Here is a 15,699-nt window from a genome sequence, read left to right as displayed (position 1 = left end):
TTTATAGGTATTTTTTCATAATATTCAAACTTTCATTTTTATGTTGTCTGTTTCATGCGACGGCTGATACATCGATTGCATCCGTTCATGAAGCAATACTGCCGTTTCTGTCATTATTTTTTTCCCAATTTCATCCACATGGCGGTTTCGCCAATTTTCTAATTGCGATCCTTTAACCCATTGATTAAAGGCTCCCAGCGCGGGACCGCAGTGAATTTGATAATCGACCTTCGAATGTTCGCTTCCGCTGATTGCCAATTTTGAGCTGTATCTGAAGTACCATCGGAAAATCAAAGCCATTTTATGCTTCGGGTTTTGTTCAGCCTTCTCAATGTCTGCCGCGGGATAATGCAATGCAATATCTTTATATATGTCTTCTATACTGCGTTTAAAGTATTTCTCCTCAAGCTGGGCCAGCATCTTTGCATCCAGCTCACGTATAGACCCATACCGCTGGTACAGTTCATATAACTTGTTTGCCCGTGCGGGAAAGAACACGCCTTTCTTTAGCACCTGCACTTTACTGCCCGATTCAAACATATCACCTGCAGGCGCATAGGCTGTATCTTGTACATTCATCTGCTGAAGCAAATCCTTTACTTTATCACTTGTTGCCGCCTCAACCGTACATTGATTGATTGAGCCTGTTAGAATAAAATCAGCCCCTAGCATAAAAGCCGCCATCGCTGCCTCAGGTGTTCCAATTCCTCCAGCTGCACCAACTCTTATTTTTTTCCGGTATTGATATTTTTTCATCATTTCATCTCTTAAAGATGTCATCGCCGGCATCAGGCTGTATGCTACACCGCCATCTGTATGACCGCCTGAATCAGCTTCTACACAAATATCGTCAGCCATCGGAATGCACCGCAACAACTCAGCTTCGTTCATAGTGATTTTATTTTCTCCTAAAAGCTTTTGCAGCATATTCTCAGGCGCAGGACTCAGAAATGATTCTGCAACTTCCGGCCGTGATATTTTTGCTATGAGACGATTTGAGCATATAACGTCACCATTTTGATTTCGTTTCACTCCTTTTGCGCGGTACCTTACTAATGCAGGAGTGACACTTAAAAATGCTGAAGCCTCCACAATGCTCACTTGATTCCTCAATAAAAGATCGATCATTTTTTCTTCTGATTCAGTATGTTTCATATTGTGGACCAGATTGATGCCATAGGCTTGTCCTTTCCCTAATTCACCTTGTATAGCATGGATCGCATCTTCAACCTCTTTCAGGCTCAGACCTCCTGTGCCAAAGAACCCCATCATTCCCGCTCTTGACAGCTTTACTACCATTTCTTTCGAAGCAATGCCGCGGTACATTCCTCCTGCAAGATAAGCATATGTAAGATGATAATCTTGTTTAAATTCAGCACTTCCTAAAGATTCTGCCGTAATCCCGGCTTGAACATTGCGTTGCTCCTTTAGATGCGCACTGATCGCGGGGTTCTTTTTCGGTATATATGTCAATGGTTCAGCTTCATTTTTAATCCGATGAATGAGACCGGTTAAAACAGTTCCAGGCCCAATCTCTGCAAACTCCATTTCTCCTCTTCCCATCAGGAAACGAATGCTGTCCGTCCATTTCACTGTGTTGTCCATTTGTTCAGATAATGTATCTTTTAATCTGTCTTGATGGTATGGCTCTGCGTAGACATTGGAGATAACCGGGATGGCCAAAGATGCAAACTGGAATGAGTCAATATATTGCTTAAATACCTGTTTGGCTTCATTCATATATCTGGAATGAAAAGCTCCGCTCACATTTAATGGATGAAACAGCTTTACATCCTTGGTGTTTTCAAAAACAGCCCGAGCTTTTTCAATCTCTTTTTTCGGGCCAGAAATCACAATTTGCCGGGGCGTATTTTCATTTGCCACATCAATGTCATAAAGACGGTGCTCTTCTAAAACGGCTGTAACTTGTTCCTTACTCAGGCCGATCACAGCAGCCATTCCGCCCCCTGTAATTCGTCCCATCAATTCTCCTCTTTTTTTGACGAGCCTTAATCCGGTTTCAAAATCAAAGGCACCGGCTGCCATCAGCGCATTGTATTCTCCTAAGCTGTGTCCTGCCGCAAAATCAGGTTTTCTGCCGGTCTCCTCCACTCTCTTCAAGTAACTGAGTGCATTAACAACGTACAAAGCCGGCTGCGTGTATTCAGTATGATTTACATCCAGATATGATTTTTCGGTACATAGCTTCTCTATTGAATAGCCCAATATTTGATCTGCTTGATCAGTCAAATGCTGATATTGTTCAAATAGGCCTTGTCCCATCCCCTTTTGCTGGGAGCCTTGCCCTGGAAAGACATATGTAATCATCTTGTAAACTTCCTTTCTGGTGTACGGAAATACTCAACCGTATTCAGATTTTTCAGCTCCTGATGAAATGGTGTTATGATTGAGCAGCAACGGTCAGCTGAATCACCCGGAATCAGCTGTTTCACAAAAGCAGCTAAGGTGCCGGATGGCCCTAAATCGATAAACTTGCATGTATGCTGGCTTTCCAAATATCGAATCGCTTCACGAAACATCATTGGCTTTCTGACCGCATTCCAAAAGAAATTCTCGTCCATTACGTGAAGGCAGCTTCCCGTTAAGCTCGATACAATCGGTATTGACGGTTTTTGAAAAGATTTTGATCTTAAAAATTCTGCATAGGCACTCTCTGCCGGATCAATAAGCGAAGAATGAAAGGCATAGGACACAGGAAGCAGCTGGCAAAGAATCTGCTTCTCCTTTAAATCCTCCATAATCTTCCTTATATGATCTTCTTCACCAGAAATGACGAAGTGCGAATCATAATTGATAGAAATGAGTTCACTATTTCCAAACAGTTGCGGATAATCATTCAGCAATTGCGGTTTGTCCAGAATGGCCATCATTTTTCCTTTATCGCAGGAATTTTGGATGATAATAGCCTGTTCAAGTATGCAATCCAGTATATCCTCTGCGTCTGACACACCAGAAACTGCCGCTGCTGCGAATTCTCCCAGACTTGATCCCAATACGTAATCAGGATAAATTCCCCTGTCTTCCAAAACCTTATATAAGGAATACTCAATCATAAAAATGGCGGGGTGGGAAAAAAGAATACTGTCAAACGGATCTGACACACGTTTACCTGGATGGTAGATTTCTTCAACAATGGATGTGCCGATTCGCCGTGCTGCAATGGCATCCATTTCAAGCATTGATTGACGAAACACGGTATTTTCCTTAAATAGTTCTTTCCCCATGTGATAGTATTGGGAACCTTGCCCGGAAAACATAAAAACAAGCGGTTCATTCATGTGTATAACCTTCTTTTTTTATATTTATGACGGCTATTGGATTTCTCATTTCCATGCATGTTGTTAAAGCACATAGCAGCGATTGAAATGAAATTAATAAACGGAAAAGACATATGTGAAAAAGTAAAGGAGATTCAACTTGGAAGGATTGCTATTGGTGCTCTGGATGCGGTTCATTTATGACGTGATCGTAGATGTATGTTGATATCTCAAAATTGATGTAACATGATAACAGGATCAGCAAAGAACATCGACTCTATGATTGGTGGGTGCGGTTAAAAAATGGACCATCTAGATGTGGGAGCGATGGTTTGACAGACCGGCTGACATAGTTCAAATGTCTAACTTAATTTATCAGCCTCTTTATGTAACAGTATATAAAGTTATTCAATTAGAAACAGTGTCAATCGAACGATTGAATCTTTAAAACTTTATACCTTAAATGAAAGGAAATCTGTGTTTAGACCTGATTGATGAGGTGCACGGCCATAGGGGCAAATGCTTTAGCTGGGCATTGCTTCCGCATCTTTCTTTATGCGATGAATTAACCCAGTTAAAACATTTCCAGGCCCTACCTCCTCAAACTCCATATGGCCTTTTTTCATTAAGTAGCTTATACTGTCAGTCCATTTCACTGAATGATTAATTTGATCAGCCAGCGTCTGTTTCATGAATTCGTATGTATACGGTTTGGCATACACATTAGAAATAACTGGGATAGACGGAGGCGAAAAATAAAAGGCATGAAGGAACTCCTCAAATTCTTCTTTTGCCTTATTCATGTATCTGGAATGAAACGCGCCGCTTACGTTTAAGGGGAGTACCATTGTAACTTCAGTCATCGTTTCAAAAAGAGATGCGGCTTTTTCAATCTCATCTTTTTTTCCTGAAATTACAATTTGATATGGGGCATTCACATTAGCGATATCAACATCATGTAAATGATATTCTTTCAGAGCCTTTGCAACCTGCTCTTCATTTAGTCCCATAACAGCTGCCATACCGCCGTTGCTTATCAGACTCATCAGCTCGCCTCTTTTTCTGACAAGCTGTAAACCTGTCTCAAAATCAAAGGCTTCAGCTGCAAATAACGCATTGTATTCACCCAAGCTGTGCCCGGCGACAAAGTCAGGTTTAACTTCTTCATCCTTGATTTTTTTCAGATAGCTTAGTGCGTTTACCACATATAATGCCGGCTGAGTAAATTGCGTTTTGTTTAAATTGGAATAAGGATTTTCCAGGCAAAGACGTTTGATAGAATATCCTAAGATCTCATCTGCCTGATCCGTCAGTTCTTTAAATTCATCGAATAGGCCGCTGCCCATTCCCTGTTTTTGTGAACCCTGACCTGGAAAAACATATGTGATCATTCTCTCAAAGCCACCCTTCCGATTAGTAGATGTATTTCACTTCTGTATGATTTTATAATAGTGATGACCGGATAAATAGTAGCATGTTCATGTTGATGGTAACCTCTGTAAATATTATCCGTCAAGTTAATTTTTCCTACAGTTTGCTCGATTGTTTTTCTGCTTTTTTCCATTGAGGAATAAAGGATCAGGAGATATAACAGAACATAAGAAAAAAGACCCAGATCACGTATAGGGCGCCATATCATGATAATGCGCTTCATTTTCTTTCAAATGAGTTTTCAAAATAAATAACACCTTCTATGTAATCATTTTTGAAAATAAAAATCATTTAGATATTCGAAGAAAAATAGGATAATAGATTCAGAAGGATTATTTAAAATCAAAAATACCTTTTTGGTTTTTACGAGTGCGAAATTTCACAAAATATTCTTTTTTATCAATTTGAAAGTAAATATTATGCTGATAAAGATCCTTTATCGAATGACCGGGCGATTTGCCAAATGAGTGACCAGGATACACCCGTACATGAGGTGAAACCTCCGACTTTATTCTTTGAATACTATCAAACATCTCTTCCGCAGAGCTGCCATCATCCTCACATATGCCGCACCCTTCTGTAAACACCGTATCTCCGGTAAAAATACTCTCAGAAAACAAATAACACATTCCGCCGGCTGTATGCCCCGGTGTGAGAAGACATTGTGCTCTTGTGTTTCCTATGCTGATTGTCTGATGATCATCTAGGCTAATTAAATTTCTGCATCGGAATTGATAATAATCAATTTCTTTTTTTGACATATAAACTTGAGCGTTAAACATCTTCGTCAGCGGGTCTACCAGATTTACATGATCATAATGAGAGTGTGTCAATGCGACTGCCTTTAATTCCGCTTCGAGTTCAGAAAGTGTAGTGGTTATCTTACTCAATTCCCATGAGGGATCAACAACAATTGCAGATCTGCTTACAATATCTTCAATGATATAGCAATAATTCGTCCAGCCCTGATACCTTGTTTTAATTGGATGCACTTTGTAAGTAAGATTCATTTATACCATCCCTATCATGTAAAGTTCTTAAACGATGGACCAGTGTTCACTCCTCAGTCCGTCTTTCATTCCACTTTACCAAACAGCATGATCGTTTTCCATTTTTTTCAGAGATCCTTGTTCTTTGAATATAAAAAAGCGACTCTTTTGGACGCATGCCCAACAAGAATCGCTTTTCGCACTAGTGCCTTAAGGATGACGTTTTTGTGTCTCACGTGTATCTTCCACGCAAATTGACTCTACATGCTGCATAATGACCCGCTTGATTCGGTCTTTATTCACTCGCACAGGGTCAAGCATGGCATGTAAAGCCAAGCCGTCAACAAGCGCGTAAAGTCTCTCAGCTTCAATGTCTTTATCAGCATTCGGCTTCAGTAAATCGGATTCATCTAAATAGGCAATCAGATTCCGCATGCCGCTGAAAATCCCGTCATGATTCGCATCAAACATATCCTTTTTATGTCTGGCGTAAGCAGTAAAAGCAAACCAAACCTCCATCTCTCTAATCGTTTCTTCATTCGTCGGGACCATTTCAAGCAAAATTTGCAACACTTTTTCCTTAGGGAGCAAATCCCTCACTGCAATGTCCTTAATTCGGTCCGTCACCTTTTCTTGGACAAGTTTCATTGCAAAAGCAAGCAATTCATCCTGTGTAGAGAAATAATGGCGCAGCGCACCTAATGACAATCCTGCTTCCTTTGCAATATTTCTGGCTGATGCTCCCTCCATCCCTCGTTCTAAAATGACGCGCCACGTTGCTTCTGCAATTTGTTTTCTTCTTTTCTCATGGTCAATTTGTTTTGGCATAGCTTTATTGTAACAAGAAAAAAATGAGAGGGCAATTTTTATAATACAGTTGTGTTACAAAAACAAAGATGGTAACATATTATTTAAATAATACAACTGTATTGAAAAGAGGGGAATGGATTGAACGGTATCGCATGGATGATTGTTTTCTGTGAAATTGCGTTTTGGGTTGTCATTGTTTTGGGGCTTGCTGTACGCTACGTATTCAAACGACATACATTAGGACTGCTATTCCTTGCCTTAACTCCAGTTATCGATTTGATCTTGTTAGCGGCAACTGGTGTGGACCTTTACCGCGGAGCCTCAGCGACCGCAGCCCATGGGATTGCAGCTGTTTACATCGGTATATCGATCGCTTATGGGAAACAAATGATTCAATGGGCAGATGAAAAATTTCAATATTATGTGACAAAAAAAGGCGCAAAACCGCTGAAACGTTTTGGAATGGATCATGCCAAACACGGTGCGAAAGGCTGGCTAAGACATGTGCTGGCCTACTTAATTGGTGCGGGACTATTGGCAGGGATGATCTATTTTATCAATGACTCTGCCCGAACCGAAGCATTGAGCGGCATTCTTAAACTGTGGACTGTCATTATAGGCATTGACTTTCTCATTACAGCCAGCTATTTTATTTGGCCAAAAAAAGAGAAAGCTTCGGCGAATCTCAGGAGTTAACATGATGAAAAAGGCCTTTCCCTAGTGGAAAGGCCTTTTTTGGTTTTGTTAAAATAGACTTATAGATATTTTGGGCTGATTCAAGGGTGCTGTTTGTATGAGTAAGCAGGTGAAGGGAGTGTCATACTTGAACCAAAAAGAACAGAACGAGCACTCTAAAGATTTTAACCTGAGATCAAAATTAATCGGAATTGTATCTATCACTTTTATCGCGGCCATTGCGCTTGCAGTCATCTTCGGCGGCTTTTTCTTCGGGATGAAAGGCTTATTCTCCATACTTGGCATCACATACGCTTCCAATCAAACATTAGCTTTATTTATTTTAGCCTGCTTTGCTGTAGGATTAATCATAGACCCACTCACAAAGATTATCTCTATCATTTTGGCAAAATCACTTTCATTGAAAAAGACTGCACTTTTTGCTTTTATACTGTATTTTATCAGCAATCTTATAACGATCTGTTTTGCAGATTACTTTATGCAGTCTATTTATATTCCAGATGTCTTGCTTGTTGTGATATCAGCTTTCATGGCTTTCATTGAACTTGCTTTTGATAACCAGCCTAATAGAGAAGCAGCTTAAAATGCCGATGGCAGATATGGAGAATTCATAACACCTTATATTTGGACACCACCAGTTATATAAACGAAAAAAACTCCCTGTTCACACGAACAGGGAGCAAAACACAATGTTGTAATTTAAATTCTGCATTCTAAAATGATTCTCACATTTGGATCATCAAGTTCATCCAAAAAGATAATGATCTTCGGACCACATGCCATGTGCTTCCACCCCCTCACCCAAAATATACATTAATCCTAATTTCCTGTAAATGTAAATTTCGTTATACAGAGGAACCATGAAGTATAATGCGTTAACACTGCTCACACGTTTACAACCGTTTCTTATAATCTGACACTCGAAGGAGTACAAAAAAAGCATTGATCCATTCAGAGAATGGATCAATGCCTACCACCCCCGCTACATCACGCGTTTGAACATCTTTTCCATCTCATAAGTGGAATGGTGTATGATGATCGGGCGGCCGTGCGGGCATGTAAATGGGTCTGATGTGCTTCGGAGGTCGTCCAGAAGCGCTTTGATTTCGTCGTTTCTGAGGTGGCGATTTGCTTTGATGGAGCCTTTGCAGCTCATCATAATCGCCGCTTCCTCGCGAAGTTTTTTAATATCTATATTTTTGGAGTCGATCACCTGCTGAATGATTTCTTCTATGAGCTCTGCTTCTTCTCCCTTTGGAAACCAGGCCGGGTGGCAGCGGACGATGTAACTGTTAGAGCCGAATGACTCTAAAAAGACACCGACGCTTTCGAGCTCTTGTTTGTGCTGTTCAATAATCAAAGCCTCATTTGTGGAGTAGTGGAACGTCAGCGGTACAATCATATCCTGCACCTCAGGCTCAACCTCCCCCACCTTTTCACGAAAGTACTCATATTTAATACGTTCTTGGGCGGCGTGCTGGTCGATAATATACAGGCCGTTTTCGTTTTGTGCCAATATATAAGTCCCGTGCATCTGGCCGATCGGGTACATAATCGGAACCCGCTCAGACGCTGGCTGCTGCTGTTCCTCATGGCATTCCTGCTCAAATGTTTCAGGCAGTTCTTCTGAAACATCGGACACCTCAAGGGTTTGTTCCTGATCAACGATAGGAGGAGCATCAAATTGGAGAGGAGGCAATTCTTCCTCCGCATCAATCGGCTCTTTCACGACTGAGCTGAGCTTCATTGGTGAATAAGATGGCGCATGCGCTTTTTCCGGTACTTTTCTTTCCGGAGGCTTTTCATCAAAGGTTATGAACTGCTGCTCATTTTTGATAACAGGTGCCGATTTTTTCGGAAGCTGGGCACTCGGAATCAGCTGCTGCTGTTTAAATACATCTTTAATTCCGTCACGAATTAAGTCATGAAGCTCTGTTTCCTTGCTGAGCCGGACCTCAAGCTTCGATGGATGCACGTTGACATCGACTAAAATCGGGTCCATCGTAATTTCTATAAAAGTAATCGGATGGCGTCCGATCGGCAGAAGCGTATGATAGCCTTCATGAACCGCTTTGACGAGCGGGAAATTTTTAATGTAACGGCCATTGACCACAGACGACATATAGTTCCTCGACGCCCGTGTAATCTCTGGGAGGGCGATATATCCCTTTACTTCAAAATCCAAGGAGCTCACATGCAGCGGAAGCATTTTTTTGGCGACAGCCGTGCCGTAAATCGCTGCCAGTACATGGCGCACATCTCCGTTTCCGTTCGTTTGAAGCAGGTTTTTCCCATGATGGCGCAGGCGGATCGATACCTCTGGATGCGCCAGAGCAATACGGTTAACCACATCCGTAATGTTTCCAAGCTCTGTATGAACGGTTTTCATATATTTCAAACGGGCCGGTGTGTTAAAAAACAGGTTGGAAACGACAATTTCAGTTCCCTTCCTGCTTGAGGAACGCGATTCGGAAATGATGTTTCCTCCTTGGAGGACGAGCTTCGTCCCAGCTCCTTCACCAGTGCTTGTTTTAATCTCCAGATGAGAGACTGACGCGATACTCGGCAGGGCTTCTCCCCTGAAACCGAGCGTTCTCACCCTGAATAAATCATTTTCATCTTTTATTTTACTCGTTGCGTGGCGGCGGAAAGCTCGCTTGCAATCTTCATTCTCCATTCCTTCGCCGTTATCCAAGACCCGAATGGATGCAAGGCCTGCTTCCTCAATATCGATTTCAATGACTGTGCTGTCAGCGTCGATCGCATTTTCCACCAATTCTTTGACGACTGAGGCGGGCCGTTCCACAACCTCGCCCGCCGCTATTTTATTTGAAAGCTCATCTGACAGCTGGATGACTTTTGCCACATTCATCACCCCGTTTTAATGTAATTTCTTTTGCAGCTTGTACATTTCATTCATCGCTTCAAGCGGTGTCATATCAAGTATATTAAGTGATTTGAAAGCATCGATCACTTGCTTTTCTTTTTTTGAAAGCTTTGGTGTTTCAGCCGGCTTTTCCGCTTCGTCAAAAAAGGACAGCTGTGCCGGCTCTTCTTTCACCTGAGGTTTCTGCACCGGCACTTCCGGTTTGTTTCCTGAATGTTCAAGCTCTTTTAAAATATCTTGAGCGCGCGCAATCAGATCTCCCGGCAGTTCGGCAAGCTGAGCTACATGGATACCATAGCTTTTATCAGCGGCACCTTCTTTAATTTGATGAAGAAAGACAACCGTTCCGTTATATTCTTCAGCGCGAACATGAACGTTTTTCAGCTGGGGCAGCTTGTCCTCAAGAACGGTCAGCTCGTGATAGTGTGTGCTGAACAGCGTCTTGGCGCCGATATGATCGTGAACATATTCAATAATCGCCTGTGCCAGCGCCATGCCGTCATAAGTGGACGTTCCCCGCCCGATTTCATCAAACAGAATGAGGCTGTTTTTCGTCGCATTGACAATCGCATTTTTCGCTTCAAGCATTTCTACCATAAATGTACTTTGTCCGGAAATCAAATCATCTGCAGCGCCGATTCGCGTAAAAATTTGATCGAAAATCGGAAGCACCGCTTTTTTCGCGGGTACAAAGCAGCCGATTTGCGCCATAATGGAAATGAGCGCGATTTGTCTCATATACGTGCTTTTCCCTGACATGTTTGGACCTGTAATGAGAAGCATTTGTCTGTTATCGCCCATCATACAGTTGTTCGGGACATATTCCTGGCTGTCCATGACTTTTTCAACAACCGGGTGTCTGCCTTCAATCACTTCGACTTCATCTTTAGAGAACTCCGGTTTCGTGTAGTGGCGATTTTCACTGATTGTCGCAAAGCATTGCAGTGCGTCCAGCTCGCTCATCTGTTTTGCAAGCTGCTGTAGCCGTGGAATATACTGCTTCACTTTCTCGCGCAGCTCGGTAAACAGCTCGTACTCCAGCTCGCAGATGTTATTTTCCGCCTCTAAAATGAGCGCTTCTTTTTCTTTTAATTCAGGGGTAATGTAGCGCTCTGCATTGGTTAACGTCTGCTTCCGCTCATAACGCCCTTCCTCAAGCAAGTGCAAATTTGCTTTTGTCACTTCAATGTAATAACCGAAAACTTTATTAAAGCCAACCTTTAAAGAACGAATGCCTGTGTATTCCCGCTCCTGCTGTTCCAGGCGGGCAATCCAGTCTTTTCCGTTTCTGCTTGCATCACGATATTCATCAAGCTTTTGATTATAACCATCTTTAATCAGGTTCCCTTCTTTTACCGATAAAGGAGGGTTTTCGTACAGCGCTTCTTCCAGCAGTTCAAGTACATCCCCGCAAGGGTCAATGCGCTCTGCACGTTCCTTGGCCTTGTCATGAGCCAGTGAAGCAACCAGCTGTTTGATGCCAGGAACTTGCTTTAACGATTCCTTCAGCTGAATCAAATCCCGGGCATTGACATTTCCGAATGCAACGCGTCCGGCAAGGCGTTCTAAGTCATATACTTCTTTTAAACGTTCACGCAGATCTTCCCGTTCAAAGAAATGGGACATCAATGTTTCCACCATTTCTTGGCGCTCTTCGATTTGATTGACTCTGATAAGCGGCCGGTCAATCCACTGTTTAAGCAGCCGGCCTCCCATTGCCGTTTTTGTTTCATCCAGCAGCCACAAAAGGGAGCCTTTTTTATTTTTCGAACGAATCGTTTCGGTCAGCTCCAGATTACGCTTTGAGTACAAGTCAATTTTCATCGCTTCCTCAAGCTCATACACCTGCACGGGCTGAAGATGATCAAGGCTGCGCTTTTGGGTTCTTTTCAAATACGTATATAAGCGCAGAAATGTTTTTGTTATATCTTCATTATTTAAGTGCTCAATGATCGTTACGTGTTCGTCTGTTTCTCCGTCTTCAATTGAAATTGTTGCACCGCACCGCTCTCTCAGCTGTGCCACTGTATCGGCATCCAAGCTTCCTGAAACCACGATTTCCCGTGCGCCGACTGAATAAATTTCTGATATGACGTCTTCAAGCCGTTCAATCAAAACAGCCAAATTTTCTCCCGTTGTTAAATCAGACAGCGCAAGTCCGTATCCGTTCGAGCAGGCTGAAACAGATGCGATAAAATTATTTTCCGATTCATGGATGCCTTTGCCGTCCATTACAGTTCCGGGCGTAATCAGCTGAACCACTTCTCTTTTCACAACGCCCTTTGCGGCTTTCGGATCTTCCGTCTGTTCACAGATCGCCACTTTGTATCCTTTTTTAATAAGCTGTTCGATATACGCGGAAGCAGAATGATACGGCACACCGCACATCGGTATTTTTTCAGCCGCACCGCCGTCTCTGCTCGTTAACGTAATTTCCAGCTCCTGTGACGCTTTTTTGGCGTCCTCAAAAAACATTTCGTAAAAATCACCCAGGCGAAAAAATAAAAAGGCATCCTGGTGCTCTGCCTTTATTTTTAAATATTGCTGTATCATAGGCGTATAACCGGCCATTGTTTAATCCCTCACTATGTATCAACGTTTCTATTTTCCAACCTTCATTATAACATAAACAAAAAGTGATAAAAGAATGATATATCAATATAAAAAAGAGACTTGGGGGTACTGTCTCCCCTAGTCCCTTTTTTATTCTTCAGGATCTCCCACTAAAAACTCCGGGTTGATGTCTTCAAGCTCTTCATCAAGCTCATCTTCCCAATCTTCCTCGTCATCCTCTTCCCAGTCAGGATTGACCTCAACAACTACCTTTGTTTCCCCTACCACTTCCGCCAAAAATTCTCTTTCTGCCTGCACAACGATTTTATTTCCATTCGGCGAAATGGTCACTTCAAGGCAGTTTGGCTGCTGAAGCACTTTGGCAATCACTTCATGCTCATCATCTAAGTAATTATTGTCTCTGTATCTGAGTTTAATGACATCTACATATTTTACCCGTTCTGTGACAACCTCTGTCTTTGTGTTGTCCGCGTAAGAGTACCATACGTTTATATCATAATACCCTTCAATTTCTACCGTTTTTCCAATTTTTTCAGCGTCATACTTGTGGTTAATAATCCAACCACCCAAAATGCTGCTCGGTTTTTTCTCAGGCGAGATGGTGTTGGTGCATTGGGTGAATTTTCGGCCTTTCGCTACTACTGCCTTCGTAATAATTTCCCTGTATTCAGACATTCCGGCATGCCTCCTTGTTCTTCTTCGTGTTATCTTATGCTGGGCATTTGTCTAGTGTGCATTTTTATAAATAAAATATAAAAATACAAAGTTTCTGTTCCATTGTATGCAGGGGTGCCTAGAAACTTTACTTATAAGTGCGATAAAGTTTATACGCGGCTGAGCACAGAAAAACCAATTGAACATTTGGTACATAGATTATTTAGTTCATTTTTAACCGCACAAATGATAAAAAAACACGGGCCTGTAAAGGCACCGTGTTTAGAGAGAACAGCTGTTATTTGAATGCTTCACCTTTGAACCGGTTTCCCCTTTCAGCAGGTCGCCTCCGGTTGATGTGATGATTTCATTTGTGACTTGGTTGGAAATGGTGTGTGCAACGAGCTGCAATAGGTCATTTACTTCCATCTGCGAGTCTCTGAATTCCTGGATAACAGGAATCTCTTCAAGCTCTTCTTGCAGCGCGTCAATTTTTGCTTCTACTTGTTTGAGCGCTTCATGCTTTTCATAATGCTTCAGATTGACAGCCTGCTTTTGCAGGGCTTTAATCTGATTAACGATTGTGGACACTTTGTCATTCTCATTGATTTGCGCTTCAGCCCGTTTGAAAAAATCAACCTCTTCTGTTTCAGAAATCATTTTTGCAAGGTTTCGAGCCTGCTGCACAATGTCTTTTTTTGAGTAGAGCGTCATCTCATTTCACCTCGATTGCTTCTCCTACCATTTCTCCGTCAAGCGACCATGTTTTCGCTTGCTGGATTTTCACGCGGACAATTTTGCCGATGGCTTCCTTCGGCCCTTTGAAATTGACGAGCTTGCTTTTTTCAGTATAGCCGGCAAGAATATCAGGGTTATTTTTGCTTTCACCTTCAACTAATACTTCGACAACCTTGCCTTCGTATTCCTTCATTTTTTTAGCAGAAATTTCATTCACCAGTGCGTTTAGACGCTGCAGGCGTTCTTTTTTCACACGCATCGGTACATTATCTTTCATCTTAGCAGCCGGAGTGCCTTCACGAGGAGAGTAAATGAACGTATAGGCGCTGTCAAACTCCACTTCACGGTATAGAGAAAGCGTTTCTTCAAACTGTTCGTCCGTTTCATTTGGAAATCCGACGATAATGTCCGTTGTCAAAGAAGCGTTTGGCATTGCTTCTTTAATTTTTCGCACCAGCTCCATGTAACGCTCTCTGTCATATTTGCGGGCCATCAGCTTCAGAACTTCTGAGCTTCCTGATTGAACCGGAAGATGAATGTGATCAAGCAGATTTCCGCCTTTTGCCAGCACTTCAATGAGGCGATCGTCAAAGTCGCGCGGATGACTCGTTGTAAAACGGATTCTCGGGATATCGATTTTTCTCAGTTCATCCATCAAATCACCAAGTCCGTACGTCATATCCTCAAAGTCTTTTCCATACGCGTTTACGTTTTGGCCTAACAGTGTAATTTCCTTATAGCCTTCACTTGCGAGCCTTCTCACTTCCTGAATGATATCCTCAGGGCGGCGGCTTCTTTCTTTCCCGCGTGTGTAAGGCACAATGCAATACGTACAGAATTTGTCACAGCCGTACATGATATTGACCCAGCCCTTAATTTTTCCATTTCGGACTTTCGGAAGGTTTTCAATAACGTCCCCTTCCTTAGACCAAACTTCTACAACCATTTCTTTTGAAAGGTATGCTTCTGACAAAAGCTCCGGCAGGCGATGAATGTTATGCGTTCCGAAAATCATATCGACAAACGGATGTTTTTTCAAAATACGGTTCACGACTGATTCCTCTTGGGACATACAGCCGCACACGCCTAAAATCAGATCGGGATTGTTTTTTTTCAGTGCTTTTAAGTGCCCGAGCTCACCAAACACCTTGTTTTCAGCATTTTCACGGATTGCACATGTATTTAACAAAATGACATTGGCGTCGTCAACAGAGTTTGTCGCTTCGTAACCGAGCGCCATAAAGATCCCTGCCATAACCTCTGTATCGTGTTCATTCATTTGGCAGCCGTACGTACGGATATAGAACTTTCTTCCGTCTCCCAATCCTTTAAATTGTTCAGAAATTTTAAAGTCATTATGATAAGTAACGGCTTCCTTGCCTCGTTTTTTCGCGTCTTTTAAAGAAGGCGGAATGTAAACAGCTTCAAAGTACTTGCTGTAATCCTTCTCGGATTTTTTGTCCGATGGATGAACTTGTCCGCTCTCTAATTTTTGTTTTTCATTCATGTCATATTTTCTCCTTTCAAACCAAACTTCCACCCTTCAGTATAAAGGTTATTGAAGCTCTGCACAACTGGCAACCTATCATTGTACACTCATTGAGAATAATAATCAATAAGGAATCAAAAGAGGAAGAGTAAA

At 42.1% G+C, this 15,699-nt stretch carries 13 protein-coding genes; 2 read left to right on the top strand and 11 right to left on the bottom strand.

Annotation, left to right across the window (positions count from 1 at the left end; all coding sequences use genetic code 11):
• Window positions 1–24 precede the first annotated feature (24 nt).
• The 6 genes from fabD (NSU05_RS09030) to NSU05_RS09005 all read right to left on the bottom strand — a co-directional run bounded on the left by fabD (NSU05_RS09030) (window position 25) and on the right by NSU05_RS09005 (window position 6,526).
• Complete coding sequence (fabD, locus tag NSU05_RS09030) at window positions 25–2,328, bottom strand: ACP S-malonyltransferase (protein WP_038428991.1); 2,304 nt, start codon at window positions 2,326–2,328, stop codon at window positions 25–27.
• Window positions 2,325–3,299 (bottom strand): acyltransferase domain-containing protein, encoded by a 975-nt coding sequence (locus NSU05_RS09025; RefSeq protein ID WP_038428989.1) that lies wholly within the window; start codon window positions 3,297–3,299, stop codon window positions 2,325–2,327. Before NSU05_RS09025 ends, fabD (NSU05_RS09030) begins: the two co-directional genes overlap by 4 nt.
• A 503-nt stretch (window positions 3,300–3,802) precedes the next feature.
• Window positions 3,803–4,669: an ACP S-malonyltransferase gene (gene fabD, locus NSU05_RS09020; protein ID WP_038428987.1), complete on the bottom strand. Its 867-nt coding sequence runs from the start codon at window positions 4,667–4,669 to the stop codon at window positions 3,803–3,805.
• Entirely contained in the window at window positions 4,666–4,932 is a 267-nt protein-coding gene (locus NSU05_RS09015) for a hypothetical protein (protein ID WP_120028100.1), read from the bottom strand. Before NSU05_RS09015 ends, fabD (NSU05_RS09020) begins: the two co-directional genes overlap by 4 nt.
• A 109-nt stretch (window positions 4,933–5,041) precedes the next feature.
• Window positions 5,042–5,719 carry an MBL fold metallo-hydrolase gene (locus NSU05_RS09010; RefSeq protein WP_003231824.1) on the bottom strand — a complete coding sequence of 226 codons (678 nt, stop codon included), beginning with the start codon at window positions 5,717–5,719 and terminating at the stop codon, window positions 5,042–5,044.
• A 189-nt stretch (window positions 5,720–5,908) separates the two neighbouring features.
• Window positions 5,909–6,526: a TetR/AcrR family transcriptional regulator gene (locus NSU05_RS09005; protein ID WP_029317807.1), complete on the bottom strand. Its 618-nt coding sequence runs from the start codon at window positions 6,524–6,526 to the stop codon at window positions 5,909–5,911.
• Window positions 6,527–6,646: 120 nt separating this feature from the next.
• Here NSU05_RS09005 and NSU05_RS09000 point away from each other — a divergent pair, with 120 nt between their 5' ends.
• A complete protein-coding gene (locus NSU05_RS09000) occupies window positions 6,647–7,204 on the top strand; it encodes a hypothetical protein (protein WP_038428985.1) in 558 nt (185 codons plus the stop codon).
• 127 nt (window positions 7,205–7,331) lie between these two features.
• Entirely contained in the window at window positions 7,332–7,787 is a 456-nt protein-coding gene (locus NSU05_RS08995) for a regulatory YrvL family protein (RefSeq protein WP_015252068.1), read from the top strand.
• Window positions 7,788–8,186: 399 nt separating this feature from the next.
• Here NSU05_RS08995 and mutL read toward each other — a convergent pair whose 3' ends face one another.
• The 5 genes from mutL to miaB all read right to left on the bottom strand — a co-directional run bounded on the left by mutL (window position 8,187) and on the right by miaB (window position 15,564).
• Entirely contained in the window at window positions 8,187–10,070 is a 1,884-nt protein-coding gene (gene mutL, locus NSU05_RS08990) for a DNA mismatch repair endonuclease MutL (protein ID WP_038428984.1), read from the bottom strand.
• 15 nt (window positions 10,071–10,085) lie between these two features.
• On the bottom strand, window positions 10,086–12,662 hold the full coding sequence (gene mutS / locus NSU05_RS08985; protein WP_003231832.1) for a DNA mismatch repair protein MutS: 2,577 nt from the start codon (window positions 12,660–12,662) through the stop codon (window positions 10,086–10,088).
• 132 nt (window positions 12,663–12,794) lie between these two features.
• Complete coding sequence (gene cotE, locus NSU05_RS08980) at window positions 12,795–13,340, bottom strand: outer spore coat protein CotE (RefSeq protein ID WP_003231833.1); 546 nt, start codon at window positions 13,338–13,340, stop codon at window positions 12,795–12,797.
• A gap of 261 nt (window positions 13,341–13,601) precedes the next feature.
• The gene (gene ricA, locus NSU05_RS08975) at window positions 13,602–14,033 is read right to left on the bottom strand and encodes a regulatory iron-sulfur-containing complex subunit RicA (protein ID WP_003231834.1); all 432 of its coding nucleotides are present in this window, start codon (window positions 14,031–14,033) and stop codon (window positions 13,602–13,604) included.
• A 1-nt stretch (window position 14,034) separates the two neighbouring features.
• Window positions 14,035–15,564, bottom strand: a complete 1,530-nt coding sequence (gene miaB / locus NSU05_RS08970; RefSeq protein WP_003244831.1) for a tRNA (N6-isopentenyl adenosine(37)-C2)-methylthiotransferase MiaB — start codon at window positions 15,562–15,564, stop codon at window positions 14,035–14,037.
• Window positions 15,565–15,699 lie beyond the last annotated feature (135 nt).

It is taken from the genome of Bacillus sp. EU52 (genome assembly GCF_037964975.1).
Lineage (GTDB): Bacteria > Bacillota > Bacilli > Bacillales > Bacillaceae > Bacillus > Bacillus subtilis.
This window is presented reverse-complemented; position numbering and strand designations above follow the sequence as displayed.

Coding starts and splice junctions, on each gene's coding strand:
- cotE (WP_003231833.1), bottom strand. CDS start 13,340: ATGTCTGAATACAGGGAAATTATTACGAAGGCAGTAGTAGCGAAAGGC.
- NSU05_RS09015 (WP_120028100.1), bottom strand. CDS start 4,932: ATGAAGCGCATTATCATGATATGGCGCCCTATACGTGATCTGGGTCTT.
- fabD (WP_038428987.1), bottom strand. CDS start 4,669: ATGATCACATATGTTTTTCCAGGTCAGGGTTCACAAAAACAGGGAATG.
- mutS (WP_003231832.1), bottom strand. CDS start 12,662: ATGGCCGGTTATACGCCTATGATACAGCAATATTTAAAAATAAAGGCA.
- fabD (WP_038428991.1), bottom strand. CDS start 2,328: ATGATTACATATGTCTTTCCAGGGCAAGGCTCCCAGCAAAAGGGGATG.
- ricA (WP_003231834.1), bottom strand. CDS start 14,033: ATGACGCTCTACTCAAAAAAAGACATTGTGCAGCAGGCTCGAAACCTT.
- miaB (WP_003244831.1), bottom strand. CDS start 15,564: ATGAATGAAAAACAAAAATTAGAGAGCGGACAAGTTCATCCATCGGAC.
- NSU05_RS09025 (WP_038428989.1), bottom strand. CDS start 3,299: ATGAATGAACCGCTTGTTTTTATGTTTTCCGGGCAAGGTTCCCAATAC.
- NSU05_RS09005 (WP_029317807.1), bottom strand. CDS start 6,526: ATGCCAAAACAAATTGACCATGAGAAAAGAAGAAAACAAATTGCAGAA.
- NSU05_RS09010 (WP_003231824.1), bottom strand. CDS start 5,719: ATGAATCTTACTTACAAAGTGCATCCAATTAAAACAAGGTATCAGGGC.